This is a genomic window from Pseudomonas sp. P8_229, assembly GCF_034008635.1.
GTDB lineage: Bacteria > Pseudomonadota > Gammaproteobacteria > Pseudomonadales > Pseudomonadaceae > Aquipseudomonas.
Map to the genome: position 1 here is coordinate 5476380 of NZ_CP125378.1, position 26046 is coordinate 5502425.

Below are 26046 nucleotides of genomic sequence, written 5' to 3' on the forward strand. Positions count from 1 at the left end.
CGGCAATGAAGGATATTGTGATTACGGTAGTCGATTTTTCTTTGCGTGGATTGGAATCCTTGTTGCAACAGCCGTAGGGTATTTCCTCATGAAGGGTAACCTTGAATATTTGGGCGCCTTAATCGGCTTCGCGGTTGGCTGCCTGGGTTCTGGCTTGTTGTTTGTCCTTTCCGCGATCCATAGGGATCTGCAAACAATCCGAGATATCGCCGTCATGCAATCCAAAGGATGCCCCCCCCTGTGCAGCGACAAGCTTGGTCTACTCATGCTTTCAGGTAATGTCTGTCAACACGGCGAGGGGAGTGCAGCTAGAACATTGCGGGAGACGCAGAAAGACCTTTGGGCTGTGCCCGGGCCTTTACTCGAAGACTATTTCGGTAAACTTCCAGTATCCGACATCCAGCTCCCGGTTGAGCTGCTCCGCTCGTTGGTACACGCTGTTGTATTGTTCTGGCGAGAGGTCGAGCGTCATGGCTTGAAAACCATCATGGCAAGTGATGAGGTTGAGGCCCGCCTAACGAATCACGTTCGTGTTTGAGCGGTTTTTACATGTCAACTCTTGAAGCCCGGCAGTCCATTAGCATGGCAATAGTTGTCTACAGTGCGCGTCACGCCATCTGCTGAATCATCCTCGCCAGCCTCTGGGTAGAACAGCAAGTCGCTTCCTGATGGATGGGGAACAATCTTGTTGAAGTGATCGACAAGCTCACCCCGTTCATCCTCGGTCTTGGCGTCTTCAATCGCCTGAATCAACGACTTGAATTCCTGTTCGGTGTAGTCAGCCAACTGGCTCTTCAATTCCATTACTCAACTCCTCGGTGAATGTCGATATGGCGTCTTGGGGTGACGACATTGATGTTGTCGGTATCGTATACCGCACCACCATCCTTGATTAGTTCGATGTGGTGCAGCTCGAATGCGATTCGCTTTCCTGCATGTCCGGCCCTCGGTGTAACAGGTGCCAGACCATTTAGCATGCCTTTGAGATTACGTTCGTTGAATTGCTGACTTAGCTCTGGGTCTTTGGCTACAAACTCCCAGAAGGTTTGTCGGAAAGTGTCGAAGTCCTTGAATTCCCGTCCCCTCAGTTGGTCTGCGATCTGTGAGGGAACAGGCACGCCAAGCCCCACACCAGTGCCTGCAAGCCAGATTCCTACTACGTCCTGCCCTTGGCCTGTAACAGTGCCTGGCTTTCGACGGACGTTCATCACGATGTAAAGCGGCTGCACTCCCGAGTCAGCAGGGAATACCAGAATGAAGTCTTTGTATTCGGGCGGGTAGATCGGGTTGACGATGATGCTATCCGCTTTTTCGGACGGCGGATAAACCCAGATCTGCGGGACTTGAGGTGCACCCTCTAACGGTGGGATTCCTGATGTGCTGGACGGGTCAACGGCTGGCGTCCATATCAGGGTTACACCATCGCCAAAGTCTGCCACCTGCTGAGAGGCTTGCTCAACGAATTGCACCACCGGAATCATCTCCCAGTCAGTGCGGCTCTGTGTGTTGTACCCGTATCCTTTTAAGGTGCCATCGGCCTGCTGCTCGACATGCAATCGCACACGGGTGCGTCCTTGTTTGAGGGATTGAAGCTGTTCTTCTGTGTACAGGCTGCCATCGCCCAAACTGGAAGGCCACAGCATTGCGACTATTCCTCCGAAGAACCCGGCGACTACACCTGTCGTAAGTGCGCCAGTAGTAGCCCCGGTGGCAGCACCTACACCCGTTGTAGCACTACCACCAGCAACAGCAGCCCCGGCAGTACACAGGCCACCACATGACACGCCAGCAGTTGCAGCACCTGCGCCCAACAGGAGCGTTCCCAGTGCAGTGGGTAGCGCATTACCACTGATTTTCTTTAGGGGAATGTTTCCCTGTGCGTCTGTCTCACTTCCGCCGAGAATGGCAAGCTCGCCAAAATTACCGATCGTTTCAACGGGGATAAACCCGGCTGGTTGCTTGTGGTCGATCACACCGTCTGGAAGATCGCAGCTCTTGGCGAACACGCAGCCCAAGCTGTCTGGTTTGGCGTCTTCTTTGGAGGGGAGGTCTTTGTATTCAGCCCAACGCTGGGCGTGGATATCGACAGGCTCAACGCCGCTATTGCGATAGCCCTTCGGCGGGTTTGGTACGTATCCGCTCACATGAGCTTCCTTGTTCGTCCTTGGGGAATTCCGGCCATAGCTGGGACCGCATCGACGTTAGCGGGAAACGCACGCATGACTGTAGGACAAATCCCAAAAAACCATACTGACAGTTCCGTGTCGTTGCTGAGACGCGAAGGATAAACGCTTGGTGCGGGGCTTTGAATGGTGGCTACTGGCTAGGTTGACGATGGAGCAGGGCTGGTAGTCGGAGTCACACAGAATGCCTTAGACCACCTTGCAAGAGTTGGACTTGTTCGCCCCGCTCGTGGTTCTTACGGTCTTCAATATGCAGATCTCACCCCACTGGGCCGGGAGCGCTTCCTTGAGCAGGAATCGCTAGGGGAGGGCTGAGAATCTGTGTTACTTACAAAATACTTGCGATCAGGGACTCATGGGCATGCAGGTGGGCGGCAAGCGCAAGCTGCTGGTGCCGGCGCATCTGGGTTATGGCGAGCGGACAATGGGCAAGATCCCGCCGAATTCGAATCTGCTGTTCGAGATCGAGTTGCTGGAGGTTTTGACGCGGGAGGATTGAGGATCACGCCTTCGCCTCTTGGCCGGTGAACGTGTCGCGCCAGGCCAGCCAGCGGCGCTCCAGCAGCGCAAGCAATCCGTCGCTGAGTTTGCCGAGCAGGGCGAGCACGATGATTGCCGCCAGCACGATGTCCGGCCGCGAAGTTTCACGTCCGTCGCTGAGCAGATAACCCAGGCCCTTGGTCGCAGCGATCAGCTCGGCGGCCACCAGAAACATCCATGCCAGGCTCATGCCGCTGCGCAACCCGGTGAACAGGCCGGGGAGGGCGGCGGGCAACAGAATCCGCCGAACCAATTGCCAGCGGCTGAAGCCATAGATGTGCCCGACCTCCACCAGTTTGCGATCGATGTTGCGAATTGCCGCGACCACGTTGACGTACACCGGAAAGAACGCACCGATGGCGATCAGCACGATTTTCGACGTTTCATCGATGCCCAGCCACAGCAGCAACAGCGGCACCCAGGCCAGACTCGGAATCGAGCGCAGGGCGGCGAACGTCGGTTCCAGATACGCCTCGGCCTCGCGGCTCAGGCCGACCCAGGCGGCAAACACCAGCGCCAGGCTGGCGCCAATCGCAAACCCGAGCAATACGCGAATCAGGCTGGCGCCGATGTGTTTCCACAAGGCCCCTTCGGCGAGGTCGGTGAGGGTCAGGGCGATCTCGCTGGGGGCGGGCATCTGGTAGGACGGCAGCCAGCCGATGCGCACGATGAACTCGAGTGCGACCACGATCAGCAGCGGCAGGGCCAGACCTTTCAAGCGCCGTCGCCACGTTGGGTTGAAGGGGATAGGGCGCGGCCTCGACAAGCTCCGAGGCGCGGGCAGTTCGTTACTGCGAGTGGTCATACGTGGGCTCCGCTCACCGCGAATCCGCGTCGGGCACGGGGTCGCGGGAAGTCTGTTCGATTACTGGCGGGCGACGGCTTGCTGCACGCCACTGTCGAGCAACTGATCGATGACTTGATCGACATTCACTCCACGCCGTACCAATTCCTCGGAGACCAGAATCGGCGCCGCCGCCTTGGATGCCTGCACGTCGTTGGCGGTCAGCTGCGGGTTGCTCAGGTCAGTGCGCGACAGCTGCAGTTTGGCCACGTCCAGCGGCAGGCCGGACTCTTTGGCGAGCAGGGCGGCGAACTCGTCGGGGTTTTTCAACGCCCATTCCCGCGCCTGCTCGTAGGCTTTGATCACGGTGTCGATGGTCTGCGGATGTTCCTTGGCGTACTGCTCGGTGACGCTGACCACGCCATAACTGTTGAACGCCGGGTTGCGGTACAGCAGGCGCGAACCGGCCTGCACCTGGCTGGCGGCCATGTGCGGGTCAAGGCCGGCCCATGCATCGACGTCACCCTTTTCCAGCGCGGTGCGGCCGTCCGGGTGTTGCAGGTGGACCAGTTCCACGTCGTCTTTTTTCAGCCCGGCCTGTTGCAGGCTGCGCAGGGTGAACAGATAAGGATCGGTGCCTTTGGTGGCGGCGATTTTCTTGCCCTTGAGGTCGGCGACACTCTGGTACGGCGAATCCTTGCGCACCACCAATGCGGTCCATTCGGCGCGGCTGTAGACATAGACCGATTTGATCGGGCTGCCGTTGGCGCGGCTCAGCACGGCGGCGAGGCTGGCGCTGGAGGCGAAATCGACGCCGCCGCTGTTCAGATATTCCAGCGAACGGTTACTGCCCTGGCTGAGCACCCAACTGACTGTGGTCTGCGGCAGGGCTTTTTCGAGGAAGCCGAAATGCTTGAGCACCAGGCTCACGGGTGAGTAGTAGGCGTAATCCAGATGAACCTCGGCGGGCGCGGTTTCTGCAGCGTGGGCCAGCGGTTGCAGGCTCAGTGCCATGGCGCTGGCGACCAGCAGCGTTTTGAGTCGGGAAAGCGGTAAGAACGATGTCATGGGGCGCTCCGGCAAAGGCACTGTTTTTATGTCAAAAAAGATATTTTTATCGAATGCTTCCTGCATGAATGGAATATTGCAGGCTCTGTGCCATGTGCGCCGAAGCCCGTGTTTACGGGAGTTGGAGCAGATTTCACGGTGTGAAACTGTTGCCGGAACAACAGTGTGCCAAGGCACTGTTGCGCAGCGAACAGTGAGTATTCAGGGTGCTGAGCTTATGCATTAATCGAATTTAAAAGTGCTCAATCAAGAGCGTTATGGTCTATGCAAAATCCCATTGCAGGACCCGCCATGAAGCGCTTCCGATTCCTCCGCACCACATTGATTGCTGGACTGTTCGCCGCACCATTTTCCTACGCCGCTGAGCCCTTGGTTCTGCACGTCGGTGATCAGAACTACTACAACATCCGCGCCTCGATAGAAGCCTCCGGTGTATTGAAAGACGCGCCTTACCGCGTCGACTGGAAGCATTTCCAGGCTGCGGCACCATTGGCCGAGGCGTTGCAGACCGGGTCGCTGGATCTGGGCTTTCTCGGGGATTCCGGTTTCCTGTTTCTCGCCGCCAAACAGGCACCGGTGAAATTGATCGGTGTGTCGCGGCAGAACCCGGACACCATCGCGCTGCTGGTGCCGAAAGATTCACCGGTGAAAACCATCGCCGATCTGAAGGACAAGAAGGTCGCTTACTGGCCCGGGGCCTGGAGCCAACAATTGACCTTGCGGGCGCTGGAGCAGGGCGGTCTGCCGGAAAATTACGTCGACTTCGTCAAGTTGATGCCGATCGATGCGGCGGCTGCGTTGCCACAGGGCAGCATCGACGCGTTCCCGGTGTGGGAACCGTACATCTCCCAACAAATCGTATTTTCTGGCGCGCGGCCGATCCTCACCGCGAAAAACCTGATGCCGGGCCTCAGCGCCATTGCGGCGTCGGCGCCGTCAATCGACAGCAAACGCGAAGCAATCGCCGATTTTCTCCGGCGTTTGAAGCAGGCTCGGGTCTGGGTCGACAGCCATACCGACGAGTACGCTGACGTGTGGGCGAAGAAGGCCAACCTCGATCAGCAGGTGTCGCGGCACTGGTTGCGTCAGGCGCACATGACGATCGGCCCGGTGGATCAACAGGCCGCAGCCGACCTGCAAAGCACTGCGGATTTCCTGTTCAAGGTCAAGGCATTGCCGTCGCCGCTGGCCACTGCCGGGATCATCGATACCTCGTTTCAACAGGCACTGGCTGACTGAGCGAGCGCCGGAACCAAACCCTGTGTACCCTATCCAAACCTGGCTCGCGAAGTCGGGCGCAGGGATGGATCAGGGCGAGGGAGTTTTGCCAGACGACAACAGGACCGCAATGGTCAGGTGCAAGGCAAAACATGAAATACGCGTTCAACCTTCTCTGTGCAGCGGCCATCGCGCTTGGGCTGGCCGGCTGCATTGCGGCGCCCATCGAGATGACCGCGCAAACCGCAACCCGCCTCAAGGCCCAGGCCCCGGTGCGGTTTCTGCTGACGTTTGATGACGGCCCGAGCGCTTCGAGCTTCTGGAACCCGTCGGCGACGGTGCTCGACAGCCTCAAGACCAACCCGGTGCAACCGGACATCAAGGCGGTGTTCTTCGTCCAGACCCGTGCGCCCCGGGCCGGCAACAGTGAGATCGGGCGCGGCATCATGCGTCGCGAGCACGCCGAAGGACACATCCTGGGGTTCCACACCGCCACCCATTGGCACACCAATCATCGCTTGCTCGACCCACAGGAACTGGAGCAGTCATTGACCAACGGCACGGCGGATATCGCCGCGATCACCGGGGCTGCACCGGTCCTGCTGCGGCCGCCGTTCTGGAATTACGACAAACGCACGTTCGCCGCCTATCAGCAGCACGGTCTGCACGTGTTATTGACCGATCTGAGCGCCAACGACGGCAAGATCTGGGGCTTCAACGCCAGCCCCAGGCGGCGGGCGAACATGCTGCGGCAGCTATCGGAAGTCCGCGAACGGATTGCCCTCGGCGAATTTCCCACCGTGGACGGGGTGATTCCGGTGGTGGTGACCTTTCATGACCTCAACCGCTATACCGCGCGACATACCCGCGAATACCTGCAAATCCTCCTCGACAGTGCCGCAGCCACTGGCGTGAGGCTGGCGGACAAACCGTTTTACGATGATCACGCGGCGCTGGAGAAGGCAGCGCTGGCACGCACGGTTCAGCAAAGTTCGGAGCCGGTGCAGCTACCGGGAATGTGGAACTGGGTCTGGGACCATGACGCGCACTGAGACTGCGTCAGAAGTGTGATCGGGTTGGCAGTTGCCGGGACAGCAGGTCGGCGCAGGCTCATCTATGCTCAACGGGTCGACCGACTCATCGCCTGCGAGGCGTGCGCCCATGCTAGCCATTGCCGACATTTGCCGGATAGTCGAATCCGGCTTTCCGCCACTTGAGTGCGAATGCACCCAAGTGGAGCAAGGACTGTTGCGGATCAAGGTTTACGAACCAGACTCCGGACGGGTCGAGTTGTTGCTCAATGGTGTGTCGCCGGAACACCTGGTGACGATCCGCGATATTTCCAACTTCATCGGCGAATTGCGCACGGAAATGAGCGCCGGACGCCGAGCGTTCGCCGGTTGAAACCTCACAAACGCCGCTGAAATGCCTGCACGATGCGCAGCGTTGCGTCGCTGGTGGGCAGATTCTGCACGGCATCCAGCGGATGCCAGATGCATTCGGTGATCTCGTTTTGCGGGCGCAATTGCTCAAGGTCCGGCACCGAGGCCTCGTAGACATGATGCTGGGTGCTGCCGCTCTGCAACTCCATCAAGTACAACATCTGCTCGGCAGCCAGTGCGGTTTCTTCCTGCAGCTCGCGCGTTGCCGCCCCGACTTTGGTTTCTCCGGGCTCGACCTTGCCGCCGGGCAATGTCCAGCGGCATCTGGGTTTTCGCACCAGGAGAACGTGTCGATCCTGCTCGCAAATGACGGTGGCGCGTACTTTCATCTGTTACCTTTTTGCGGCATGTCACAAAAATGAAATAAAACTGCAATATTCGAGCCGGCCCACGGATTAAAGGTTCCGTCGGGGTTTTGAGCGTCGGATCGAACAGAAAGTGCCAGCACCTTGGCGCATCGCTCTCGCGACACCCGGTCGGCACACCGCTGGCAGCAGGGTGTAAGGTAAAAAGGTAAGGCTGAATCCATCGCTGGCAGAAAAGGAGGTGCCCATGAGCATTCCTGTACTGAACAAGATGCACATGAACGGCTACGACGTACTCAGCGTAAACAATGGCCCATGGCGGGTTTGTACCCAGGGCGACCGGCTTGCGTCGTTTGGTAGCAGAGAAGAGGCGCTGGCTTACGCCGCCGCGTTGCCGGGTTACAAACAACGCTCGGCGCGGGCGCGAAGTCACACCGCAAGTTGAAGTCAATGTAACGAAAGAGCCCCGGTGATTGCCGGGGCTTTTGTTGAGGGGCGGGTGTTGTCAGTGAACTTTGGTTCGACTGATGGAGCGCGTCTTCACTTCTTTGGCATATAGCTGCAGCCGCTCTTCATCGCTTTGCAGCACCTCGCAGGACCTGAGCACGGCTTGGGCATCCGCTTCATTGCCGCTCTTGCGCAGTTGTTCGGCAATGCGTTTGAGGTCGACCGCTGACCATCTCAGATCCGATGCAACAGCCTGCAGGTCGCGCTGAAGTTCGTGTTCGTATTCATTGAGCCGCATGATCACCTCCGGAACATTCTCGGTAGAAAAGAGTAGCCGCATTTTGGGTCGATGATGCACAGCTCGTCTGCCACTGGGCTGAATGGATGTAAATATTTGTCCAAATGCCCCGTTGACGCGGTGCCACGATGGATGTGCACCCAGTTACACGGTACATTCGCTTTTTTTCAGATCAGGGAAACACCATGCGGATATGGATCGGGAGTTTGGCGTTGGCATTGCTGGCAGGTTGCTCATTGCCGGCGTCGCTGGTACCGGGTGAACCGAATCTCAGCAAGACCAGCACCAAGGCGCCTAAAGACTATGCCGCGTGCTTGTTGCCGTTGTGGCAGCAGGACATTCCGAAGACCACGCAGACTTCGATTTCCAACGGCTATCGCATCACTGCACCGAGCATCGTCACTGCTGACGAGATTCTCGACGTCATCAAATACAAGGACGGCAGCCGTGTCTCCCTGTATCAGGGACCGCCGTGGGCCAAGTCCGGGTCGTTGCGCAAATCGGTGCGTGACTGCCTGTAACGCACGGCTTCAGTGACCAAAGCCAGCTACAAAAAAGCAGAAACCGGAGCAACGGTTTCTGCTTTTTTTTGCGTTTTGCGGGGGTTGCTCAGTCTGTAGCCCCCGTCATCTGGATGCTGCCATGCGGCGGTGCCGATGGTGGCGGACAAGGGCGCGGATCTGATTTTGCAGGATGCACAGGTTTAGCGGCTGGCGTACCGCACAAATGGTTACGAAGTAGAACTGCAACGAATAAAAACTCTTATCCCAGCGAGTGGTACAGCACATTTGTCCGCCACAATCGGCTGGTAACTCTGCATTTGACGGATGAAAGGCGATTGTTTGGCTGGCCCGTCGAGTGGCCTTCCGGACCTCTGGAGGGACAGTTCATCATGCTCAATCCAGGCTGGCTGGGGGAGGATGGCGTGGCGCTGCCTTTTGGCGCCGAACTATTAGTGATAGATTCCTCGAAAGTTCAGTGGGTCGAATTCAGTTCTATCGAAGAGGTTTCAACATGAGCGCAAAAGAGCCTACTCCCATGCCGCCCAGCGTCAGACGCCTCTTTTATGGCCCGGACGGCAAACTGCTAGCCAAGCCCCTCGTTAAAGGGCCGAGTGCGCCGCCTCCGCTAAAGCGCCAGTACAGGGATTGACTGAACGCCGCTCATCGAGCGGCGTTTCGTTATGTTTTGCATGTGCGGGGGCACCGATCACAGCGTGTCCACCAACCAATCCCGAAACGCCTTCAGCGACGGCAACGCCTCATTACGCGGCGGATACACCAGGTAATAGCTGCGCCGACTGGTGATCGGTTTCCCCAGTTGCAGCAGCTCGCCGTTTAGCAATTCATCCTCAACCAGAATCCGCGGTACCAGCCCCACGCCGATATTGGCCCGAACCGCCTGAATCAAGTGCGAGGTCATTTCAAAGCTCGGCCCGATGCGCATGCTGCGGTGCGGCAGGCCGTGATGAGTGAACCATTCAGCCCAGGCCTGGGCATTGCTGCTGACATTGAGCAGCAGTTGTCCGGCAATCTGCTGTTCAGCGTCCAGACGTTCGGCTGCCGACAACTGCGCACTGGCGATCACCACCAGTTCTTCGGTGTGCAGCGGCAGGGCGCTCAGCCCCGGCCATTCACCACCACCCACACAGATCGCCGCGTCGATCTCGCTGGTGTCGAAGTCGATCGCTTCGATCCGCGAATGCAAGTGCACGGTCATTCCCGGGTGTGCGGTGTAGAAATCCTTGAGCCGTGGCAGTAGCCATTTCGAGCCAAACGTTGGCAGCGTCGCCAGGCGCAGGCTGTGAATGCCCGAACCAAACGCCATGGCCTGCAAGGTCGCGCTGCGGATCTGCCCGAGGGCTTCGGCCAGTTCGCGCTGATACATGCGCCCGACATCGGTCAGCACCACTTGCCGGCCTTCGCGGCTGAACAGGCGCATGCCGAGCATCTTTTCCAGAATCTGCACCTGACGGCTGACCGCGCTTTGCGTCAGCGACAGTTCGTGGGCGGCACGGGTGTAGCTTTCATGGCGTGCGGCGGCCTCGAAGGCCAGCAACAACGACATGGAAGGGGTGAGGGTTCGCGGATTCATTCGTTTTAGTCATGGATTGTGGGTCGATTTTACGCTTGTCCCGACGGCGTCAAGCAATGAACATAAGCACCATGAGATGGCGGGAGCGTGACGCAATCATTCGTTGCGCACAACTGTTCACCGCCACACGGCCCGATTTTGACCGAGATTTCCTGACCGATGATTGCCCAGCTGTCGCCCGCCACCGCATTGACCGCCGATTACCAGCAGTTCCTCAACGCCCTGAAAGCCAGCGGTTTTCGCGGTGAAATCAGTGCCGATTACGCCAGCCGCGTGGTACTCGCCACGGATAACTCGATCTACCAGCGCCTGCCGCAAGCGGCGGTGTTTCCGATGGACGCCGAGGATGTGGCGCGGGTCGCTCGACTGATCGCCGAGCCGGCTTACCAGAAAGTGGTGATCACCCCGCGTGGCGGCGGCACCGGCACCAACGGCCAGTCGCTGACCGATGGCATCGTTGTCGACCTGTCGCGGCACATGAACCGTATTCTGGAAATCAACGTCGAGCAGCGCTGGGTGCGAGTGCAGGCCGGGGTGGTCAAGGATCAGCTCAACGCCGCGCTGAAGTCCGCCGGGCTGTTCTTCGCTCCGGAGCTGTCGACCTCCAACCGTGCCACCGTCGGCGGCATGATCAACACCGACGCCAGCGGTCAGGGCAGTTGCACCTACGGCAAGACCCGTGACCACGTGCTGGAACTCGACATGATCCTGCACGGCGGCGAGCGCCTGCACGGTGCCGCACTGGCAGAAGATGATCTGGCAGCGCTGTGCGCCCGCGAAGACCGGGTCGGCGAAGTCTACCGTTGCGCGCGGCAGATCATCGATGAGCAGGGCGAACTGATCAAACAACGCTTTCCGGATCTCAACCGCTGCCTGACCGGCTACGACCTGGCGCACCTGCGCGAGGCCGACAATCGCTTCAACCTCAACAGCGTGCTGTGCGGCGCCGAAGGCTCGCTGGGGTTTGTGGTCGAGGCCAGGCTCAACGTACTGCCGATCCCCAAACACACCATGCTGGTGAACATCCGCTACGCCGGGTTCATGGACGCATTGCGTGATGCCCGGGCGCTGATGGCGCTCAAGCCGCTGTCGATTGAAACCGTCGACTCGAAAGTATTGTTGCTGGCGATGCAGGACATCGTCTGGCACGGCGTCGCCGAATACTTCCCGCAAAGCGCTGAACGGCCGACGCTGGGGATCAACCTGGTGGAGTTCTGCGGTGATGATCCTGACGATCTGCAGCGCCGGGTCCTAGCCTTCCTCGAACACTTGAGCAGCGACGCCACGGTTGAACGCCTGGGCCATACGCTGGCGGTCGGGCAGGCGGCGGTGAACAAGGTGTATGGCATGCGCAAACGGGCGGTGGGCCTGCTCGGCAATGTCGCCGGTGAAGCGCGGCCGCAGCCGTTTGTCGAAGACACGGCGGTGCCGCCGCAGCACCTGGCCGAGTACATCGCCGAGCTGCGCGAGCTGCTCGACAGCCACGATTTGCAGTACGGCATGTTCGGCCATGTCGATGCCGGCGTGTTGCATGTACGGCCGATTCTCGACATGAAAGACCCGCAGCAAGCGGCGCTGGTGCGCCCGGTGTCCGATGGCGTGGCAGCGCTGACCCAGCGCTACGGCGGCCTGTTGTGGGGCGAGCACGGCAAAGGCTTGCGTTCGGAATACGCGCCGGCGTTTTTCGGCGAGCTGTACCCGGCGCTGCAAGCATTGAAAGCCGCGTTCGACCCGTTCAACCAGTTCAACCCGGGCAAGATCGCCACCCCGGCCAACAGCGGCGCGACGCTGTTGAAGATCGACGAGGTGACCCTGCGTGGCGAACTGGATCGGCAGATCGACGAGAAAGTCTGGCAAAGCTACGGCGCGGCCCTGCATTGCAACGGCAACGGCGCCTGCTACAACTTCGATCCTGATGACGCCATGTGCCCGTCGTGGAAGGCCACTCGCGAGCGTGCGCAATCGCCCAAGGGCCGCGCATCGCTGATCCGCGAATGGCTACGATTGCAGGGCGAGGCGGGCGTGGATGTGCTGTCCGATGCGATCCGTCGTCCGGGTTTTTTCAGCAACTTGTGGATGCGCTGGCGCAACAGTCGCAGCCAGGGCGCTGACTTTTCCCATGAGGTCTACGACGCCATGGCCGGTTGCCTGGCGTGCAAATCCTGCGCGGGCCAGTGCCCGGTCAAGGTCAATGTGCCGGAGTTCCGTTCGCGCTTTCTCGAGCTGTATCACACTCGTTATCTGCGCCCGGCGCGGGATTATCTGATCGCGTCGTTGGAGTACAGCATCCCGTACATGGCGCGGATTCCGGCGCTGTACAACGGTTTGATGGGCGCCTCGGTTGTCCGCAAGTTGCTGGAGCGCCTCGGCGGCATGGTCGATGTGCCGCTGCTCAGTCGCTTTGATTTCCACGCGGCGTTGCGGCGCTGGAATGTGCAGCCGGCGACGGTTGCCAAACTGTCGGCGCTGACCCCGGCGCAACGCGAGCGCAGTGTGGTGCTGGTGCAGGACGCGTTCACCCGTTACTTCGAGGCGCCGCTGCTGGCGGATCTGCTGGAGCTGATTTCGCGGCTGGGCTATCAGGTGCATCTGGCGCCGTTCAGTGCCAATGGCAAGCCGCTGCATGTGCAGGGCTTCCTATCGGCGTTCAACCGCGCGGCGTTGCGCAATGCGCAGCAACTGCGTGAGCTGGCGGATGTCGGCGTGCCGTTGGTGGGGCTGGACCCGGCGATGACCCTGGTCTATCGCCAGGAATACCTGAAAGTACCCGGCCTGCAGGAATGCCCGGAAGTCGCGCTGGTTCAGGAATGGCTGCTCAAGGTGATGCCAGAGCAGACCGGTACCGACGCGGCCCAGCCATTCCGCCTGCTGGCGCACTGCACCGAAAAAACCAACGCACCGGCCGCCACGCGGCAGTGGGAACAGGTGTTCGAACGGGTCGGGTTGAAACTGGCGACGCAGGCCACCGGTTGCTGTGGCATGTCCGGCACTTATGGCCACGAGGCGCGCAATCGCGAAACCTCGGCGGTGATCTACGAGCAATCCTGGGCCAGGCAGGTTGAGGCGCCGGCCGAACGTGGTGAGGCGCTGGCCACCGGTTATTCGTGCCGCAGTCAGGTCAAGCGCCAGTCGGATCGGGCGTTGCGCCATCCGTTGCAGGTGTTGCTTGAGGTGGTACGTCGCTGAGCGGTTCATCGTCCGGAGCGTTGTCCCAGATCAACCGTGGATCGAAACTCATCGCCGAGAGCATGGTGAACACCACGACCAGGCCGAAGAACAGAATGCCCGGTCGTGGTTCGATATCGCCCAGCGCCTGGAACTTCACCAGCGCCGCGACCAGCGCGACCACCAGCACGTCGAGCATCGACCAATAGCCGATCAGCTCGACGAAACGGAACAGCTTCGAGCGCTCACGGCGCGCCCAGCCACTGTTGCGCTGCACGGTGATCAGCAGCAGCGTCAGGGCGACGAACTTGATCCCCGGCACCGCAATACTGGCGATAAAGATGATCAGGGCGATGTCCCACGCACCACCTTCCCAGAACTCCAGCACGCCGCTCATGATCGTGCTGTCGGCGCCATTGCCGAGCATCACGGTGTTCATCACCGGCAGCAGATTGGCTGGCACGTAAAACGCCAGCGCAGCGAACATGTAGGCCCAGGTGCGGGTCAGGGAGTTGGTCTTGCGCCGATGCAACGGTGCCTCGCAGCGCGGGCATTCGTGCGGCTCGTCGGTCATGTCGCAGGCCAGTCCGCAGCTGTGGCACAGGCACAGGTTGAGTTCGCTGGCGGTCGGTGGTCGCTTCATAGAATGTCCCACAAATCACGAACGTCGCGGCCGGCGATGCGGATCATCATCAGGCTCAACACGGCCAGGGCGAACAGGCCGATGCCCGGCAGCACGTCGAGCAGCCCGGCCAGTTTGAACACTGCCACCATCGCCCCCAGCAGACACACTTCAAGCATGCTCCACGGACGCAGGGTTTCCAGCCAGCGCATGCACAACCTGAACCCCGGCGCGCGTCGCGAGGACAGGGCGAAACTCAGGACCCAGATCAACAGCACCAGCTGAAACGCCGGGGCGATGATGATTGAAATCGCCGCGACCATCGCCATGAACGTGATCGGCCCCTGACTCAACGCCAGCACCGAGTCCCACAGCGTCGCGCTGTTCTTCAGGCCCTTCATGCTGATGCTCATCACCGGGTAGAAGTTGGCGAACAGCCACAGCATGGCTGCGGTGAAGCTCAGGGCCAGGCGCTGCTCGATGGTCAGGCCGTTATAGCGCTGCAGCACGCCACCGCAACGCACGCAGGAGGTTTTCTGGTGTTTGCCGAGCACGACTTTTTCGTACACGCAATCGCAGTGCTCGCAGATGATCAGGTGTTCGGTCTGGGTCATGGACAACGCTCGACAGCAGGCGCAAAGGGCGGAGGGCGCTTGATCACTATAGAAGCCTGACGTGATTGGGCAAATGACGGCGCAAGCTTCATTTTTGAGAACCAGTAGCGTTTGGCTTGGGCTTCGATCGATAATGTTATAGAGTAACGCGAATTTTTCCGGGTGGCGTGCAGTTGCACCCACTCCAGCTCATCCTTTCGATGGCGAAATGTCCATGACGATTGCGTTTGCTCGCACCCCCCCGGCGCCGACCGGTCGCCTGCTGTCCATTGATGCGTTAAGAGGTCTGGTGATCCTGTTCATGCTGCTGGACCATGTGCGTGAGACGTTTCTCCTGCACCGTCAGGTCGGCGACCCGATGGACATTGCCAACACCGAGCCGGCGTTGTTTTTCAGCCGGACGCTGGCGCATCTGTGCGCGCCGGTGTTCGTGTTTCTAACCGGGCTGTCCGCGTGGCTGTTTGGCGAGAAGTACGCGGGCAAGACCGACGTGAGTGCCTTTCTATTCAAGCGCGGGCTGTTTCTGGTGGTGCTGGAATTCACCTTGGTGAACTTCGCGTGGACGTTTCAGTTGCCGCCGAGCGCGATCTATCTGCAGGTAATCTGGGCGATTGGCCTGAGCATGATCGCGTTGTCGCTGCTGGTCTGGCTGCCGCGCTGGCTATTGCTGACGCTGAGCCTGGCGATCATTGCCGGGCATAACCTGCTCGATGGGCTGCATTTCGCGCCGGAGTCGGCACTGCATGTGCCGTGGGCGATCCTGCATGACCGCGGCTGGATCGAGGCCGGTGACAGCTTGCGCTTACGCACCTCGTATCCGCTGTTACCGTGGATCGGTGTGATCGGCTTGGGTTATGCGCTGGGCCCGTGGTTCGCCCGCGTGGCCGATGCGGGGATTCGTCAGCAGTGTCTGTTGCTGGGGGGTGTCGGCGGTCTGCTGGGTTTTGTGGGGCTGCGGCTGCTCAACGGTTACGGCGATAAGCCTTGGGCGTTGCACGACACGACCGTGCAAACGCTGATGTCCTTTTTCAACATCACCAAGTACCCACCATCGCTGCTGTTCATCACCCTGACGTTGAGTGTGGGACTGCTGCTGTTGCGGGTGTTTGAACGGGGGCAGGCACGTCGCTGGATTCGCTGGTTGTGCGTTTTCGGTTCGGCGCCGATGTTTTTCTATCTGCTGCACCTGTATGTGCTGAAGGTGCTGTATCTGATCATCGTGGGGCTGTTCGGCCTTAACCACGGTAGCTATTTCGGCTTCGATTCAGTAGCGGCGATATGGCTGGTATCGGTGCTGTTGGCGCTGGCGCTGTACCCGGCGGTGCGCTGGTTTTCCGCGCTGAAATCGCGGCGTCGCGACATCGCCTGGCTGAAATATCTGTAAGCCCTAGTGGCCACTGCGCTCGCGCGCGAAGTCGATAAAAGCCTTGAGCGGTGCCGGTACATGGCGCCGGCTCGGGTAGTACAGATGCAGCCCCGGATAGTAAGGGCACCAGTCGGCCAAAACCTGAATCAGACGCCCCGACGCCAAGTGTTCGCTGACCATGTCATCGAACACATACGCCAATCCCAGGCCTTGCAGCGCGGGGCCGACCATCAGGCTGACGTCGCCCAGGGTCAGTGGTCCGCTGACCTCGATTTCCCGGGCAATGCCGTCACGTTCGAACTCCCAGCGATACAACGTGCCACTGGGGTAGCGGTGGCGAAGGCACGGCAAGTCGTGCAGATCTTCGGTTTTTTGCGGCGCAGGATGGCGTTCAAGGAATGCCGGCGAAGCGACCACCACCGAACGCATTGCCCGGCCAATCGGCAGCGATACCATGTCGGCCTCCAGTCGATCGCCAAAGCGCACGCCCGCATCAAATCCGCCGGCGACGATATCCAGCAATGCCTCGCTTTCGACCACTTCCATTCGAATGTCCGGATACGCCTGCAAGAACTCGCTGGCAATCGGCAGTAATACCAGTTCGCACGCCTGGCGTCCGCAGGTGATGCGCAGGTTGCCCGTGGGTTTGTCGCGAAAATGGTTGAGGTCTTCCAGTGCGTCGTCGATGTCGCGGAACGCCGGTTTCAACCGCGTGTACAGGCGCTCGCCGGCCTCGGTCAACGCCACGCTGCGGGTGGTGCGATTGAACAGGCGCACCCCGAGGCGATTCTCCAGTGCCTTTACCGAATGGCTCAGGGCTGAGGGTGTGAGGCCAAGTTCGACGGCGGCTTTGCTGAAACTCAAGTGTTGTGCCGTACAGAGGAATACGGAGAGGTCTGCTGCTGAGGGTGATTTCATCTGTGAATGCCTTTCACAAAGTCATGAAAAATTGTTGGGATTATCACATCAGTAACACGGCCTTAAAGTCGCAGCCTGACAATTTTTTATAAAGGATGAGTTCATGACAACTGTCGCTCAATCGCAAGGAGCGCGTAACAAGCTGCTGATTCTCGCGGCCGTCTGCCTGTCGGCACTGGTACTTCCCTTGAGTTTCACCGGTGGCGCGGTGGCGACGCCCGCCATTGGCCGTGATCTGGGCGGCAGCCCCGTTGCCCTGACCTGGATCACCAATGCGTTTATGTTGTCGTTCGGCAGTCTGCTGATGGCGGCGGGGGCACTGGCCGATGTCTATGGGCGTAAACGCCTGTTCACCTTCGGCATGTTGCTGTTCACCGCAGCATCGATTGCCCAGAGCCTGGCACCCTCGGTGTACTGGCTGGATGGGCTGCGTGCGGTGCAGGGCGTGGCCGGTGCTGCGGCGTTGGCCAGCGGTTCAGCGTCGTTGGCGCAGGAGTTCGAAGGCCATGCGCGGACCCGTGCGTACAGCGTGCTCGGCACCACATTCGGCATCGGCCTGGCATTCGGGCCGTTGGTGGCGGGCGCGTTGATCGAGGCGCTCAACTGGCGGGCGATTTTCCTCTTCACCGCGCTGATCGGCGTGATCGCCATGGTCTTCGGCCTGCCACGCATGCGCGAAAGCCGCAACCCGGATGCCATGGGGCTGGATTGGCCGGGCACGATCACCTTCAGCGCGATGCTGGCGTTGTTCACCTTCGGCGTGATTCAGGCCCCGGAAAGCGGTTGGGGCAGTCCGCTGGTGGTCGGTCTGCTGAGTGCTTCGGCATTGTTGCTGGCGTTGTTCGTGACGATCGAAATGCGCGTCAAACACCCGATGCTCGATCTGACCCTGTTTCGTTTTCCGCGCTTCATTGGCGTACAGATGCTGCCGATCGGCACCTGCTTTTGCTACATCGTGCTGGTGGTGATGTTGCCATTGCGCTTTATCGGCGTGGAAGGCTTGAGCGAAATCGACGCCGGCCTGTTGTTGCTGGCGCTGTCGGCGCCAATGCTGGTGGTACCGATGCTGGCGGCGTCGATGACCCGTTTTGTCTCGGCGGGGATCTTGTCGGGGATTGGTTTTCTGATCGCTGCATTGGGGTTGCACGGGGTGAGCCTGTACGACGTCGGCGAGCCGAAATTGGCCTTGGTCATTGCGATGGTGTTGGTCGGGATTGGCACCGGTTTGCCTTGGGGGTTGATGGATGGTCTGTCGGTCAGCGTCGTACCGAAAGAGCGCGCGGGGATGGCGGCGGGGATCTTCAATACCGTGCGAGTGGCGGGTGAGGGCATTGCGCTGGCGGTTGTGGCCGCAGTGCTGACTTCGCTGCTGAATACCGATCTGAGGGGGGCAGTGGCAGGCAGTGTCGATGCGGCGCTGATTGCCGAGACCGCGCACCGGGTCACCACGGGCGACATGGCGCATGCGATCAACACGCTTCCGGGGCTGGCCAATGAGCGTCTGGTGCAGGGTTATGCTTCGGCGTTTCAGTACCTGCTGCACATCCTCACCGTGATCACCCTGGTCTCGGCGGCGGTGGTGCTCGCGCTGTTGAGCAAGAACCGAACGGTCACAGAGTCGCAACAGGCAACGGCTTGACGCCAGACCACAGTGGGAGCGGGCTTGCTCGCGAAGAGGGAAGGTCTATCACTGCAAAAGTGACTGATCCACCGCATTCGCGAGCAAGCCCGCTCCCACAGATTTCGGTGTCGCTCGCAAGGTCGTTGTCAGGCTCCCAACCTGTAGGCGCTGCGGAAGCTGATGTCCCGGGTTATTTGCGATCCAGCCACACCGTCTGCGCGTTGCAGAACTCGCGTACGCCGAAGTGCGACAGTTCACGGCCGAAACCGCTTTTCTTCACGCCGCCGAAGCTCACGCGCGGGTCGCTGGCGGAGTAGCCGTTGATGAACACGCCGCCGGTTTCCAGTTCGCTGGTCAGTTGCTGGGCCAGTTGCACGTTGGCGGTGTAGATCGTCGCGGTCAGGCCGAAGTCGCTGTCGTTGGCCAGGGCGATGGCGTGGGCGCAATCGCGGGCGGTGATGATCGACGCCACCGGGCCGAACAGTTCCTGTTTGAACGAGGTCATGCGGTCGGTAACGTCGGCCAGCACGGTCGGCTCATAGTAGTTACCCGGGCCTTGGGCCTTGCCGCCGCCGAGCAGCAGGGTGGCGCCTTCTTCGAGGGTGTCGCGCACTTGCTGATCGAGTTCGTCACGCAGATCGAAACGCGCCATCGGGCCGATGTAGGTGTCAGCGGACAGTGGATCGCCGACCTTCAGCTTGCGCGTGGCCTCGACGAATTTGCGGGTGAATTCCTCGACCACACCTTCTTCGATGATCAGGCGCTTGGCGGCGGCGCACACCTGGCCGGAGTTCTGGTAACGACCGATAACGGCGGCTTGAACGGCTTCATCGAGGTCAGCGTCGTTGAGCACAATGAACGGGTCGGAACCACCCAGTTCCAGTACACATTTCTTCAGCGCAGCACCCGCTTGGGCGCCGATGGCCATGCCGGCGCGGACGCTGCCAGTCAGGGTCACGGCGGCGATGCGCGGGTCAGCGATGGCGGTCGAAACGCCTTGCGGGGTGACGTTGATCACTTCAAACACGCCATCGGCGAAACCGGCGTGCTTGAAGGCATCACGCAGCAGGTAGGCGCTGCCCATCACGTTCGGCGCATGCTTGAGCACGTAGGTGTTGCCGGCAATCAGCGCCGGCACTGCACCGCGCAGCACTTGCCAGATCGGAAAGTTCCACGGCATCACCGCGAGGATCGGGCCAAGCGGACGGTACTCGATGCGTGCTTTGCCGCCTTCAACCTGGGTCGGCTCGGCGTCGAGCATGGCCGGACCATTTTCGGCGTACCACTCGCAGAGCTTGGCGCATTTTTCGATTTCACCACGGGCCTGGGCGATCGGTTTGCCCATTTCCAGAGTAATCATGGTCGCCATGGCTTCGGCGCTGTCACGCAGCGCACCGGCCAGTGCAGTCAGGGCGCGGGAGCGGTCTTGCAGCGGCTTGCGTTTCCACTTCGAGAAACCGAACGCGGCGCGGGTCAGCGCGGCGTCGAGAGCGTCAGCGGATTCAAAGGCGTAGTGACCGATCTGCTCGCCGGTGGCGGGGTTGATCGAGATGGCGTGGGTCTGGCTGGAAATCGGGCTCATGGCTGGCTCCTGCGAGTTCAGTGGATGGGCCTAGAGTAGGGTGGTGTTTGTTTTCTGGAAACTGAATAATAAAGATCGTTTCTTTCACGATTGGAGAATGACTGTGGATCTGGTGCAGCTGGAAATCTTCAAGGCCGTTGCCGAGCACGGCAGCATCAGCGCCGCCGCGGCGCAGATCCATCGCGTGCCGTCGAACCTGACCACGCGGATCAAACAGCTGGAGCAGGATCTGGGCGTCGATTTGTTCATCCGCGAGAAAAGCCGTCTGCGCTTGTCGCCGGCCGGCTGGAGCTTTCTTGAATACGCCCGGCGCATTCTCGACCTGGTGCAGGAAGCCCGGGCCACCGTGGCGGGTGAAGAGCCGCAGGGCGCATTCCCTCTGGGATCGCTGGAAAGCACGGCGGCGGTGCGTATTCCCGAACTGCTGGCGGCGTACAACCAGTTGCACCCCAAAGTCGACCTGGACCTGTCGACCGGCCCGTCCGGGACGATGATCGACGGCGTGCTCTCCGGGCGCTTGGCAGCGGCGTTCGTCGATGGCCCGGTGCTGCACCCAGCCCTCGAAGGCGTGCCGGCGTTCGAGGAAGAAATGGTCATCATCGCGCCGCTCAATCACGCCCCGGTGCAGCGCGCGGCAGATGTGAATGGCGAAAACATTTATGCGTTCCGCTCCAACTGTTCCTACCGTCACCACTTCGAAAAATGGTTCAGCACCGACGCTGCCGTGCCGGGCAAGATCTTCGAGATGGAGTCGTATCACGGCATGCTCGCTTGCGTCAGTGCCGGGGCCGGGCTGGCGCTGATGCCACGCAAGATGCTGCAGAGCATGCCTGGCAGCGCTACGGTCAGTGTCTGGCCACTGGCGGCGGATTTTCGTTATCTGACGACGTGGCTGGTGTGGCGACGGGGCACGGTGTCGCGTAGCTTGAGCATGTTTGTGCGCTTGCTGGAAGAACGTGGGGTGGTGCGCGCAGAAGAGTAATTGACACGTTGTGTCATGGTTGTATCTTTATCCGCGTTTCGCAATATAAAAAACTATACAGCGTAGCCATGAGGAACAAGGAAATGAGTGCAGCCCTAAGCGGTAAAGAAGCCGTCGGCGAGCGGTTTGTGCTGGAAACGATGCGTCACGCGCAACACCTGACCTGGCAAGCCGTCGACGCCATCGCCAAGGTGATCAAGCCCGGCATGCTTGAATCCGAAGCGCAGGAGCAGGGCAAGCAGATCCTCGCTGAACTGGGCATGGACCGCATCTGGCATCCGCTGCTGATCCGTTTTGGCGCCAACACCTTGAAGACCTTCAAGCAACGCTCCGATGGCGATCCGGTGCTGGGTGAAAACGACATTTTCCTGATCGACATGGGCGTGGTCTGGAAGGGGCACGAGGGTGATGCCGGCGCGACGTTCACCACCGGTTCCGACCCGGAAATGATCGCGTGTGCCGCAGCGGCCAAAGAGCTGTTTGAGCGGGTCGAGGCGTTCTGGCGTCAAGGCGTGTCCGGGGTCGAGCTGTACCGCTATGCCACCGATCAGGCCAGTGCCATGGGCTGGGTGCTGCATCTCGACATCAAGGGCCACCGGGTCAGCGATTTTCCTCACGCGATGTACAAGGGCGGCAATCTCGGCGATTTCGACCAGGCGCCGCATGCCGGTGTGTGGATTCTGGAAATCCAGATCGCCCACCCGCAACGGCCGTTCGGTGCGTTTTATGAAGATCTGCTGATCTGATCTATGGTTGTTCGGCAGCTCTCAAGCGTGACAACAAAGCGCAGCGCTATAGTTGTTTCTACATAGCGCTTACTCCGATGATGCAGGCCGTTTTTCCTAACTCTAAAGTCAAAAAAAGGAAGCCCGTCATGAAAGTCAGCGCACGCAACGTATTCAAAGGTCAAGTCAGTCAGGTTCAAGCCGGTGCGGTCAACGCCGAAGTGGTTCTGACTCTGGCCGGGGGCGAGCAACTGGTTGCCGTCGTGACCATGGAAAGCATCAAGAATCTCGGCATTGCCGTTGGCAAAGAAGCCGTAGCGCTGGTCAAGGCGCCGTGGGTGATGCTGATGACTGAATCCAGCGACATTCGCCTGTCGGCACGCAACTGCCTGAAAGGCAAAGTGCTGAGCGTGACTGACGGCGCGGTCAATGCTGAAGTGGTGATCGAGCTGGCCGGCGGTTCGAAGGTCTATTCGATCGTCACCCGTGATGCCGTTGCCGAGCTCGGTCTGGCCAAGGGTGTCAGCGCCACGGCGGTGATCAAGGCGTCGCATATCATTCTGGGCGTGCCTGCCTGATCTGCTGTTCAGGTCGATAAAAACCTCTGATTCCACAAGCGGGAAATCAGAGGTTTTTTTTCGTCACGGCGTACCGTTTCTGCCGTAGAGCCGGAAGCCTTCGCGTCGACTCAGTCGCTCGTAGTACGCCCTGACAGCGGGATAGTCCGGATGCGCGAGCGGCGTTTCATACCAGCGATTCACCGACAGTCCGATGGGAATGTCGGCGAGAGAGAGCTGCTCGCCGCTGACATAGGCACCGGTCTTCTGCAACTGCCGGTCGAGGATTGCCATGGTGTTTGACCATTGCGCGATGCCGTTAGCCAAAGCAGCGCTGTCCTGATGATCCGGTGATTGGCGCACCAGTGAGACAAACGCATACGACCACGAGCGGTTCAGCTCCGACGCCTGCCAGTCGATCCACTGATCGACCCGCGCCCGGGCTCGCGGCTCGGCGGGGTAGAGGTCTGCGCCGCCATAGGCGCCCGCCAGATAACGAATGATCGTGTTCGATTCCCACAAGGTGAAATCGCCATCCTGAATCACCGGCACCATGGCGCAAGGGTTGAGGGCGAGAAACTCGGGCGTGTCGGTGGGTTTGAAGCCCGAGCCCCAATCCTCATGTGCGAACGGGATCTGCAGTTCGGCGCAGGTCCACAGCACTTTGCGCACGTTGATCGATGACGCCTTGCCCAGTATTCGCAGCATGGGATTCCCTGTCTCGTGGATGCCTGTCGGACCTCAACAAATACCACACTGCAATGCAGAAGGCCCGCGCACGGCGGGCCTTCTTTTGTCATCGGGACACTGTCACAGACTGCCCAGCAGTTTCCCGCCAGTCATCCGCCGACGATAGGCGCTGTCACGATTGGCCAGCCAGAAGTACAGCGGCGAGGTCACCAGCAGGCCCACCAGCCACGACAGATCCGCACCGTCGATGTGTGCCGAGATCGGGCCGACATACAGCGGCGTGTTCATGAACGGGATCTGCACCGCGATGCCGATCGCGTAGGCCAGCAGCGCCTGCGGGTTGTAGCGGCCATAGATGCCGCCGTCGACCTGGAAGATCGACTGGATGTCGTACTGGCCTTTGTGAATGGCGTAGAAGTCGATCAGGTTGATCGCGGTCCACGGCACCAGCACTACCAGCAGCACCAGCACCATGTCGACGAAGTGGCCGATGAAGTCCTTCGAAGCACCGACGGCGGCAAAGCAGCAGGCCAGCAGGACGATGATCGAGATCACCGCGCGGCTTTTGGCGGTGGGGATCCAGCGGTAGGCGAAGGTCTGCACCAGGGTGATCAGCGACAGCACCGCGCCGTACAGATTGAGGGCGTTGTGGCTGATCACGCTGAGCAGGAACAGCACCAGCATCAGTGGACCGATCGAGCCGGTGGCCATTTTTACCGCGTCCATGGTGTCCATGCCCACGGGTGTCGCCAGCACGGCGACGGCACCGAAGATGAACGCCAGACTCGAGCCCAGCGCCGAACCCAGATACGTCGTCCAGAACGTCGACGAGACTTTGACGTCGGCCGGCAAATAACGCGAATAGTCGGACACGTAAGGCGCAAACGCGATCTGCCACAGCGCGGCCAGCGACACGGTGGCGAGCCAGCCGGAGAGGTTGAAGCTGCCCCGGGTGAGGAAATCATCGGTTTGAACATGGGTGAAGATGTAACCGAAACCGACGACGATGCCGATCCCCAGCACCCAGGTGCCGATGCGGTTGAGCACGTGGATGAAGCGGTAGCCGATGATGCCGATGATCCCTGATCCAAGCGCACCGACGACGATGCCGACCGGCACCGGCACGCTATCGACCACGCCATGCAGCGACTTGCCGGCCAGCACGATGTTGGAGGCGAAGAAGCCGATGTACATGACGCCGGCAATCAGCACCACCAGCAGGGCGCCGAGCGAGCCGAACTGCGCGCGGCTCTGGATCATCTGCGGAATACCCATCTGCGGGCCTTGCGCCGAGTGCAGCGCCATCAGCACGCCGCCGACCAGGTGGCCGACCAGAATGGCGACGATGCCCCAGACCAGATTCAAGTGGAACAACTGCACGCCCAGCGCGCCGGTGACGATGGGCAACGGCGCAATGTTGCCGCCGAACCACAGCGTGAACAGATCCCTGACCTTTCCGTGGCGATCTTCGGGGGGCACGTATCCTATCGTGTGTTTTTCAATGAGCGGGGCGGACGTTGTTGCAGAGGTGGACATGACGAACTCCAAGGCAAGGATGAGTACGTGGACGTACTTCGGTAAGCGCCGACACGGACGGCGCATTTCTTGTTGAAGCGATCATGTGCAAAGGCCGGGGATAGATAAATTAGTAAGTTTGTTGTTTCAGACCTTAAAAAATATATGCCCAGGGTGACGCGTAGCTCCGGTATGTTCAGGCTTCACTCTTTTCTGGATTTACATAGTCCTGTGGTGAGGGGATTCATCCCCGATGGACCGCGAAGCGGCCCCTCTGTTGACTTTAAAAACAGGGGCTGCTGCGCACCCCATCGGGGATGAATCCCCTCGCCACAGATAAGTCCCCTCGCCACAAAAGCGTTGTCTTACTTGCAGAGGTTTTATATGGCTGCCTACAACCTGCGCCAGCTCAAATACTTCGTCACCACCGCCGATTGCGGCAGCGTCGCCGAAGCCTCGCGCAAGCTCTATATCGCCCAGCCGTCGGTGTCGACCGCGATCAAGCATCTGGAGGAAAGCTTCGGTGTGCAGCTGTTCATCCGCCATCACGCCCAGGGCGTTTCACTGACGCCCAGCGGTTCGCGTTTCTATCGCAAGGCGCTGGAGTTGCTGCGGGTGGCGCATGAGTTCGAGCAGAACGCGCTGGCCGACAACGACGTGGTCTCGGGGCAGATCGATATCGGCTGTTTCGAAACGGTGGCGCCGCTGTACCTGCCGCGCCTGATCGCCGGTTTCAAGGAGCGCTGGCCGGGGGTGGAGATCCGTATTCGCGATGGCGAACAACAGGAACTGGTGCAGGCACTGACTGCCGGCAGCATCGATGTGGCAATGCTCTTTGAACACGACCTCGACACCACCATCGACACCACGCCGCTGATGCCACCGCAGCAGCCTTACGCCTTGCTGCCAGCCGACCATCGTTTTGCGCAACAGGCGAAAGTCTCGCTGCACGATCTGGTGCTGGAACCGATGATCCTGCTCGACGTGGTACCCAGCCGCACCTACTTCGTGAGCATCTTCGAGGAGCGCGGACTGACCCCGCACATCGTCTTCAGCTCGCCGTCGATCGAGATGGTGCGCGGCATGGTCGGGCGCGGTTTCGGCTTTTCGATTCTGGTGACCCGACCGTTCGGCGAGTACACCTACGACGGGCAGAAAGTGGTGTGTGTGCCGCTGGCGGAAACCGTGACCGGCTCGGGATTGTCGGCGGCGTGGCTGCGCCGGGTGCAACTGACCAAACCGGTGCAGTTGTTTGTTGATCATTGCCGGGAAGAGTTGGCCCGACTGCACGCGTGAGTGCAGTCGAACCA

26 protein-coding genes and 1 pseudogene are annotated in these 26046 nt (G+C 60.2%); 14 read left to right on the forward strand and 13 right to left on the reverse strand.

Translation table 11 applies throughout. The annotated features are described in order from the left end of the window. Positions 1 to 88: 88 nt before the first annotated feature. Positions 89 to 538 carry a hypothetical protein gene (locus tag QMK55_RS24670; protein WP_320330140.1) on the forward strand — a complete coding sequence of 150 codons (450 nt, stop codon included), beginning with the start codon at positions 89 to 91 and terminating at the stop codon, positions 536 to 538. 14 nt (positions 539 to 552) lie between these two features. Here QMK55_RS24670 and QMK55_RS24675 read toward each other — a convergent pair whose 3' ends face one another. Then, the gene (locus tag QMK55_RS24675) at positions 553 to 804 is read right to left on the reverse strand and encodes a bacteriocin immunity protein (RefSeq protein WP_320330141.1); all 252 of its coding nucleotides are present in this window, start codon (positions 802 to 804) and stop codon (positions 553 to 555) included. Next, entirely contained in the window at positions 804 to 2144 is a 1341-nt protein-coding gene (locus tag QMK55_RS24680; RefSeq protein ID WP_320330142.1) for an S-type pyocin domain-containing protein, read from the reverse strand. Before QMK55_RS24680 ends, QMK55_RS24675 begins: the two co-directional genes overlap by 1 nt. 382 nt (positions 2145 to 2526) lie before the next feature. On the opposite strand from QMK55_RS24680, the pseudogene QMK55_RS24685 reads away from it, so the two are divergent. Then, a pseudogene (locus QMK55_RS24685) lies at positions 2527 to 2682 on the forward strand (FKBP-type peptidyl-prolyl cis-trans isomerase); the annotation flags it as partial. A gap of 3 nt (positions 2683 to 2685) precedes the next feature. On the opposite strand, the gene QMK55_RS24690 reads toward QMK55_RS24685, so the two are convergent. After that, a complete protein-coding gene (locus tag QMK55_RS24690; RefSeq protein WP_102357298.1) occupies positions 2686 to 3528 on the reverse strand; it encodes an ABC transporter permease in 843 nt (280 codons plus the stop codon). 60 nt (positions 3529 to 3588) lie between these two features. Beyond that, a complete protein-coding gene (locus QMK55_RS24695; RefSeq protein WP_102357296.1) occupies positions 3589 to 4575 on the reverse strand; it encodes an aliphatic sulfonate ABC transporter substrate-binding protein in 987 nt (328 codons plus the stop codon). 291 nt (positions 4576 to 4866) lie between these two features. Here QMK55_RS24695 and QMK55_RS24700 point away from each other — a divergent pair, with 291 nt between their 5' ends. The 3 genes from QMK55_RS24700 to QMK55_RS24710 all read left to right on the forward strand — a co-directional run bounded on the left by QMK55_RS24700 (position 4867) and on the right by QMK55_RS24710 (position 7197). After that, entirely contained in the window at positions 4867 to 5814 is a 948-nt protein-coding gene (locus QMK55_RS24700) for an ABC transporter substrate-binding protein (protein WP_320330143.1), read from the forward strand. Positions 5815 to 5945: 131 nt separating this feature from the next. Further along, complete coding sequence (locus tag QMK55_RS24705; protein ID WP_102357292.1) at positions 5946 to 6845, forward strand: polysaccharide deacetylase family protein; 900 nt, start codon at positions 5946 to 5948, stop codon at positions 6843 to 6845. A gap of 109 nt (positions 6846 to 6954) precedes the next feature. Next, positions 6955 to 7197 carry a DUF1652 domain-containing protein gene (locus tag QMK55_RS24710; protein ID WP_102357291.1) on the forward strand — a complete coding sequence of 81 codons (243 nt, stop codon included), beginning with the start codon at positions 6955 to 6957 and terminating at the stop codon, positions 7195 to 7197. Positions 7198 to 7201: 4 nt separating this feature from the next. Here the strand turns inward: QMK55_RS24710 and QMK55_RS24715 are convergent, their stop codons facing one another. Next, positions 7202 to 7564 (reverse strand): NUDIX hydrolase, encoded by a 363-nt coding sequence (locus QMK55_RS24715; RefSeq protein WP_102357289.1) that lies wholly within the window; start codon positions 7562 to 7564, stop codon positions 7202 to 7204. Positions 7565 to 7787: 223 nt separating this feature from the next. On the opposite strand from QMK55_RS24715, the gene QMK55_RS24720 reads away from it, so the two are divergent. Next, complete coding sequence (locus QMK55_RS24720; protein ID WP_102357287.1) at positions 7788 to 7985, forward strand: DUF2188 domain-containing protein; 198 nt, start codon at positions 7788 to 7790, stop codon at positions 7983 to 7985. A gap of 60 nt (positions 7986 to 8045) precedes the next feature. On the opposite strand, the gene QMK55_RS24725 is transcribed toward QMK55_RS24720, so the two are convergent. Then, positions 8046 to 8285 carry a hypothetical protein gene (locus tag QMK55_RS24725; protein WP_095136471.1) on the reverse strand — a complete coding sequence of 80 codons (240 nt, stop codon included), beginning with the start codon at positions 8283 to 8285 and terminating at the stop codon, positions 8046 to 8048. 185 nt (positions 8286 to 8470) lie between these two features. Between QMK55_RS24725 and QMK55_RS24730 the strand changes: the two genes are divergently transcribed. Next, positions 8471 to 8806, forward strand: a complete 336-nt coding sequence (locus QMK55_RS24730) for a hypothetical protein (protein WP_102357285.1) — start codon at positions 8471 to 8473, stop codon at positions 8804 to 8806. Between the two features lie 688 nt (positions 8807 to 9494). On the opposite strand, the gene QMK55_RS24735 is transcribed toward QMK55_RS24730, so the two are convergent. After that, entirely contained in the window at positions 9495 to 10379 is an 885-nt protein-coding gene (locus tag QMK55_RS24735) for a LysR substrate-binding domain-containing protein (RefSeq protein WP_102357283.1), read from the reverse strand. 159 nt (positions 10380 to 10538) lie between these two features. Between QMK55_RS24735 and QMK55_RS24740 the strand changes: the two genes are divergently transcribed. After that, positions 10539 to 13565, forward strand: coding sequence for an FAD-binding and (Fe-S)-binding domain-containing protein (locus tag QMK55_RS24740; protein WP_320330145.1), 3027 nt, complete (start codon positions 10539 to 10541; stop codon positions 13563 to 13565). Here the strand turns inward: QMK55_RS24740 and QMK55_RS24745 are convergent. Both QMK55_RS24745 and QMK55_RS24750 read right to left on the reverse strand, forming a co-directional pair. After that, entirely contained in the window at positions 13498 to 14187 is a 690-nt protein-coding gene (locus tag QMK55_RS24745; RefSeq protein WP_102357279.1) for a paraquat-inducible protein A, read from the reverse strand. The genes QMK55_RS24740 and QMK55_RS24745 overlap by 68 nt on opposite strands. Continuing rightward, positions 14184 to 14780, reverse strand: coding sequence for a paraquat-inducible protein A (locus QMK55_RS24750; RefSeq protein ID WP_102357277.1), 597 nt, complete (start codon positions 14778 to 14780; stop codon positions 14184 to 14186). Before QMK55_RS24750 ends, QMK55_RS24745 begins: the two co-directional genes overlap by 4 nt. 214 nt (positions 14781 to 14994) lie before the next feature. On the opposite strand from QMK55_RS24750, the gene QMK55_RS24755 reads away from it, so the two are divergent. After that, positions 14995 to 16164, forward strand: coding sequence for a DUF1624 domain-containing protein (locus QMK55_RS24755; protein ID WP_320330146.1), 1170 nt, complete (start codon positions 14995 to 14997; stop codon positions 16162 to 16164). Positions 16165 to 16167: 3 nt separating this feature from the next. Here QMK55_RS24755 and QMK55_RS24760 read toward each other — a convergent pair whose 3' ends face one another. Beyond that, positions 16168 to 17064 carry a LysR family transcriptional regulator gene (locus QMK55_RS24760; RefSeq protein WP_320330147.1) on the reverse strand — a complete coding sequence of 299 codons (897 nt, stop codon included), beginning with the start codon at positions 17062 to 17064 and terminating at the stop codon, positions 16168 to 16170. A gap of 103 nt (positions 17065 to 17167) precedes the next feature. On the opposite strand from QMK55_RS24760, the gene QMK55_RS24765 reads away from it, so the two are divergent. After that, entirely contained in the window at positions 17168 to 18703 is a 1536-nt protein-coding gene (locus QMK55_RS24765) for an MFS transporter (RefSeq protein ID WP_320330148.1), read from the forward strand. Positions 18704 to 18875: 172 nt separating this feature from the next. Here QMK55_RS24765 and QMK55_RS24770 read toward each other — a convergent pair whose 3' ends face one another. Beyond that, positions 18876 to 20267 carry an aldehyde dehydrogenase family protein gene (locus QMK55_RS24770; RefSeq protein ID WP_320330149.1) on the reverse strand — a complete coding sequence of 464 codons (1392 nt, stop codon included), beginning with the start codon at positions 20265 to 20267 and terminating at the stop codon, positions 18876 to 18878. 103 nt (positions 20268 to 20370) lie between these two features. On the opposite strand from QMK55_RS24770, the gene ptrR reads away from it, so the two are divergent. From ptrR to QMK55_RS24785, 3 genes are all read left to right on the forward strand, one after another. Further along, positions 20371 to 21249, forward strand: coding sequence for a putrescine utilization regulator PtrR (gene ptrR, locus QMK55_RS24775; protein ID WP_047598437.1), 879 nt, complete (start codon positions 20371 to 20373; stop codon positions 21247 to 21249). An 83-nt stretch (positions 21250 to 21332) separates the two neighbouring features. Next, positions 21333 to 21995 carry a M24 family metallopeptidase gene (locus QMK55_RS24780; protein WP_320330150.1) on the forward strand — a complete coding sequence of 221 codons (663 nt, stop codon included), beginning with the start codon at positions 21333 to 21335 and terminating at the stop codon, positions 21993 to 21995. 128 nt (positions 21996 to 22123) lie between these two features. Further along, the gene (locus QMK55_RS24785) at positions 22124 to 22552 is read left to right on the forward strand and encodes a TOBE domain-containing protein (protein ID WP_320330151.1); all 429 of its coding nucleotides are present in this window, start codon (positions 22124 to 22126) and stop codon (positions 22550 to 22552) included. Between the two features lie 63 nt (positions 22553 to 22615). On the opposite strand, the gene QMK55_RS24790 is transcribed toward QMK55_RS24785, so the two are convergent. Together QMK55_RS24790 and QMK55_RS24795 are read right to left on the reverse strand one after the other, a co-directional pair. Then, positions 22616 to 23239 (reverse strand): glutathione S-transferase, encoded by a 624-nt coding sequence (locus QMK55_RS24790; protein ID WP_320330152.1) that lies wholly within the window; start codon positions 23237 to 23239, stop codon positions 22616 to 22618. 102 nt (positions 23240 to 23341) lie between these two features. Next, the gene (locus QMK55_RS24795) at positions 23342 to 24757 is read right to left on the reverse strand and encodes a cytosine permease (protein WP_320330153.1); all 1416 of its coding nucleotides are present in this window, start codon (positions 24755 to 24757) and stop codon (positions 23342 to 23344) included. 363 nt (positions 24758 to 25120) lie between these two features. Between QMK55_RS24795 and QMK55_RS24800 the strand changes: the two genes are divergently transcribed. Then, a complete protein-coding gene (locus tag QMK55_RS24800; RefSeq protein WP_102357265.1) occupies positions 25121 to 26032 on the forward strand; it encodes a LysR family transcriptional regulator in 912 nt (303 codons plus the stop codon). Positions 26033 to 26046 lie beyond the last annotated feature (14 nt).

Excerpts from the sequence above, each read along its gene's own strand:
- QMK55_RS24755 (WP_320330146.1), top strand. The coding sequence starts at position 14,995 with ATGACGATTGCGTTTGCTCGCACCCCCCCGGCGCCGACCGGTCGCCTG.
- QMK55_RS24750 (WP_102357277.1), bottom strand. The coding sequence starts at position 14,780 with ATGACCCAGACCGAACACCTGATCATCTGCGAGCACTGCGATTGCGTG.
- QMK55_RS24765 (WP_320330148.1), top strand. The coding sequence starts at position 17,168 with ATGACAACTGTCGCTCAATCGCAAGGAGCGCGTAACAAGCTGCTGATT.
- QMK55_RS24760 (WP_320330147.1), bottom strand. The coding sequence starts at position 17,064 with ATGAAATCACCCTCAGCAGCAGACCTCTCCGTATTCCTCTGTACGGCA.
- QMK55_RS24795 (WP_320330153.1), bottom strand. The coding sequence starts at position 24,757 with ATGTCCACCTCTGCAACAACGTCCGCCCCGCTCATTGAAAAACACACG.
- QMK55_RS24790 (WP_320330152.1), bottom strand. The coding sequence starts at position 23,239 with ATGCTGCGAATACTGGGCAAGGCGTCATCGATCAACGTGCGCAAAGTG.
- QMK55_RS24725 (WP_095136471.1), bottom strand. The coding sequence starts at position 8,285 with ATGCGGCTCAATGAATACGAACACGAACTTCAGCGCGACCTGCAGGCT.
- QMK55_RS24695 (WP_102357296.1), bottom strand. The coding sequence starts at position 4,575 with ATGACATCGTTCTTACCGCTTTCCCGACTCAAAACGCTGCTGGTCGCC.
- QMK55_RS24700 (WP_320330143.1), top strand. The coding sequence starts at position 4,867 with ATGAAGCGCTTCCGATTCCTCCGCACCACATTGATTGCTGGACTGTTC.
- QMK55_RS24710 (WP_102357291.1), top strand. The coding sequence starts at position 6,955 with ATGCTAGCCATTGCCGACATTTGCCGGATAGTCGAATCCGGCTTTCCG.
- QMK55_RS24670 (WP_320330140.1), top strand. The coding sequence starts at position 89 with ATGAAGGGTAACCTTGAATATTTGGGCGCCTTAATCGGCTTCGCGGTT.
- QMK55_RS24740 (WP_320330145.1), top strand. The coding sequence starts at position 10,539 with ATGATTGCCCAGCTGTCGCCCGCCACCGCATTGACCGCCGATTACCAG.
- QMK55_RS24690 (WP_102357298.1), bottom strand. The coding sequence starts at position 3,528 with ATGACCACTCGCAGTAACGAACTGCCCGCGCCTCGGAGCTTGTCGAGG.
- QMK55_RS24745 (WP_102357279.1), bottom strand. The coding sequence starts at position 14,187 with ATGAAGCGACCACCGACCGCCAGCGAACTCAACCTGTGCCTGTGCCAC.
- QMK55_RS24675 (WP_320330141.1), bottom strand. The coding sequence starts at position 804 with ATGGAATTGAAGAGCCAGTTGGCTGACTACACCGAACAGGAATTCAAG.
- QMK55_RS24735 (WP_102357283.1), bottom strand. The coding sequence starts at position 10,379 with ATGAATCCGCGAACCCTCACCCCTTCCATGTCGTTGTTGCTGGCCTTC.
- QMK55_RS24720 (WP_102357287.1), top strand. The coding sequence starts at position 7,788 with ATGAGCATTCCTGTACTGAACAAGATGCACATGAACGGCTACGACGTA.
- QMK55_RS24800 (WP_102357265.1), top strand. The coding sequence starts at position 25,121 with ATGGCTGCCTACAACCTGCGCCAGCTCAAATACTTCGTCACCACCGCC.
- QMK55_RS24785 (WP_320330151.1), top strand. The coding sequence starts at position 22,124 with ATGAAAGTCAGCGCACGCAACGTATTCAAAGGTCAAGTCAGTCAGGTT.
- QMK55_RS24715 (WP_102357289.1), bottom strand. The coding sequence starts at position 7,564 with ATGAAAGTACGCGCCACCGTCATTTGCGAGCAGGATCGACACGTTCTC.
- QMK55_RS24780 (WP_320330150.1), top strand. The coding sequence starts at position 21,333 with ATGAGTGCAGCCCTAAGCGGTAAAGAAGCCGTCGGCGAGCGGTTTGTG.
- QMK55_RS24770 (WP_320330149.1), bottom strand. The coding sequence starts at position 20,267 with ATGAGCCCGATTTCCAGCCAGACCCACGCCATCTCGATCAACCCCGCC.
- QMK55_RS24705 (WP_102357292.1), top strand. The coding sequence starts at position 5,946 with ATGAAATACGCGTTCAACCTTCTCTGTGCAGCGGCCATCGCGCTTGGG.
- QMK55_RS24730 (WP_102357285.1), top strand. The coding sequence starts at position 8,471 with ATGCGGATATGGATCGGGAGTTTGGCGTTGGCATTGCTGGCAGGTTGC.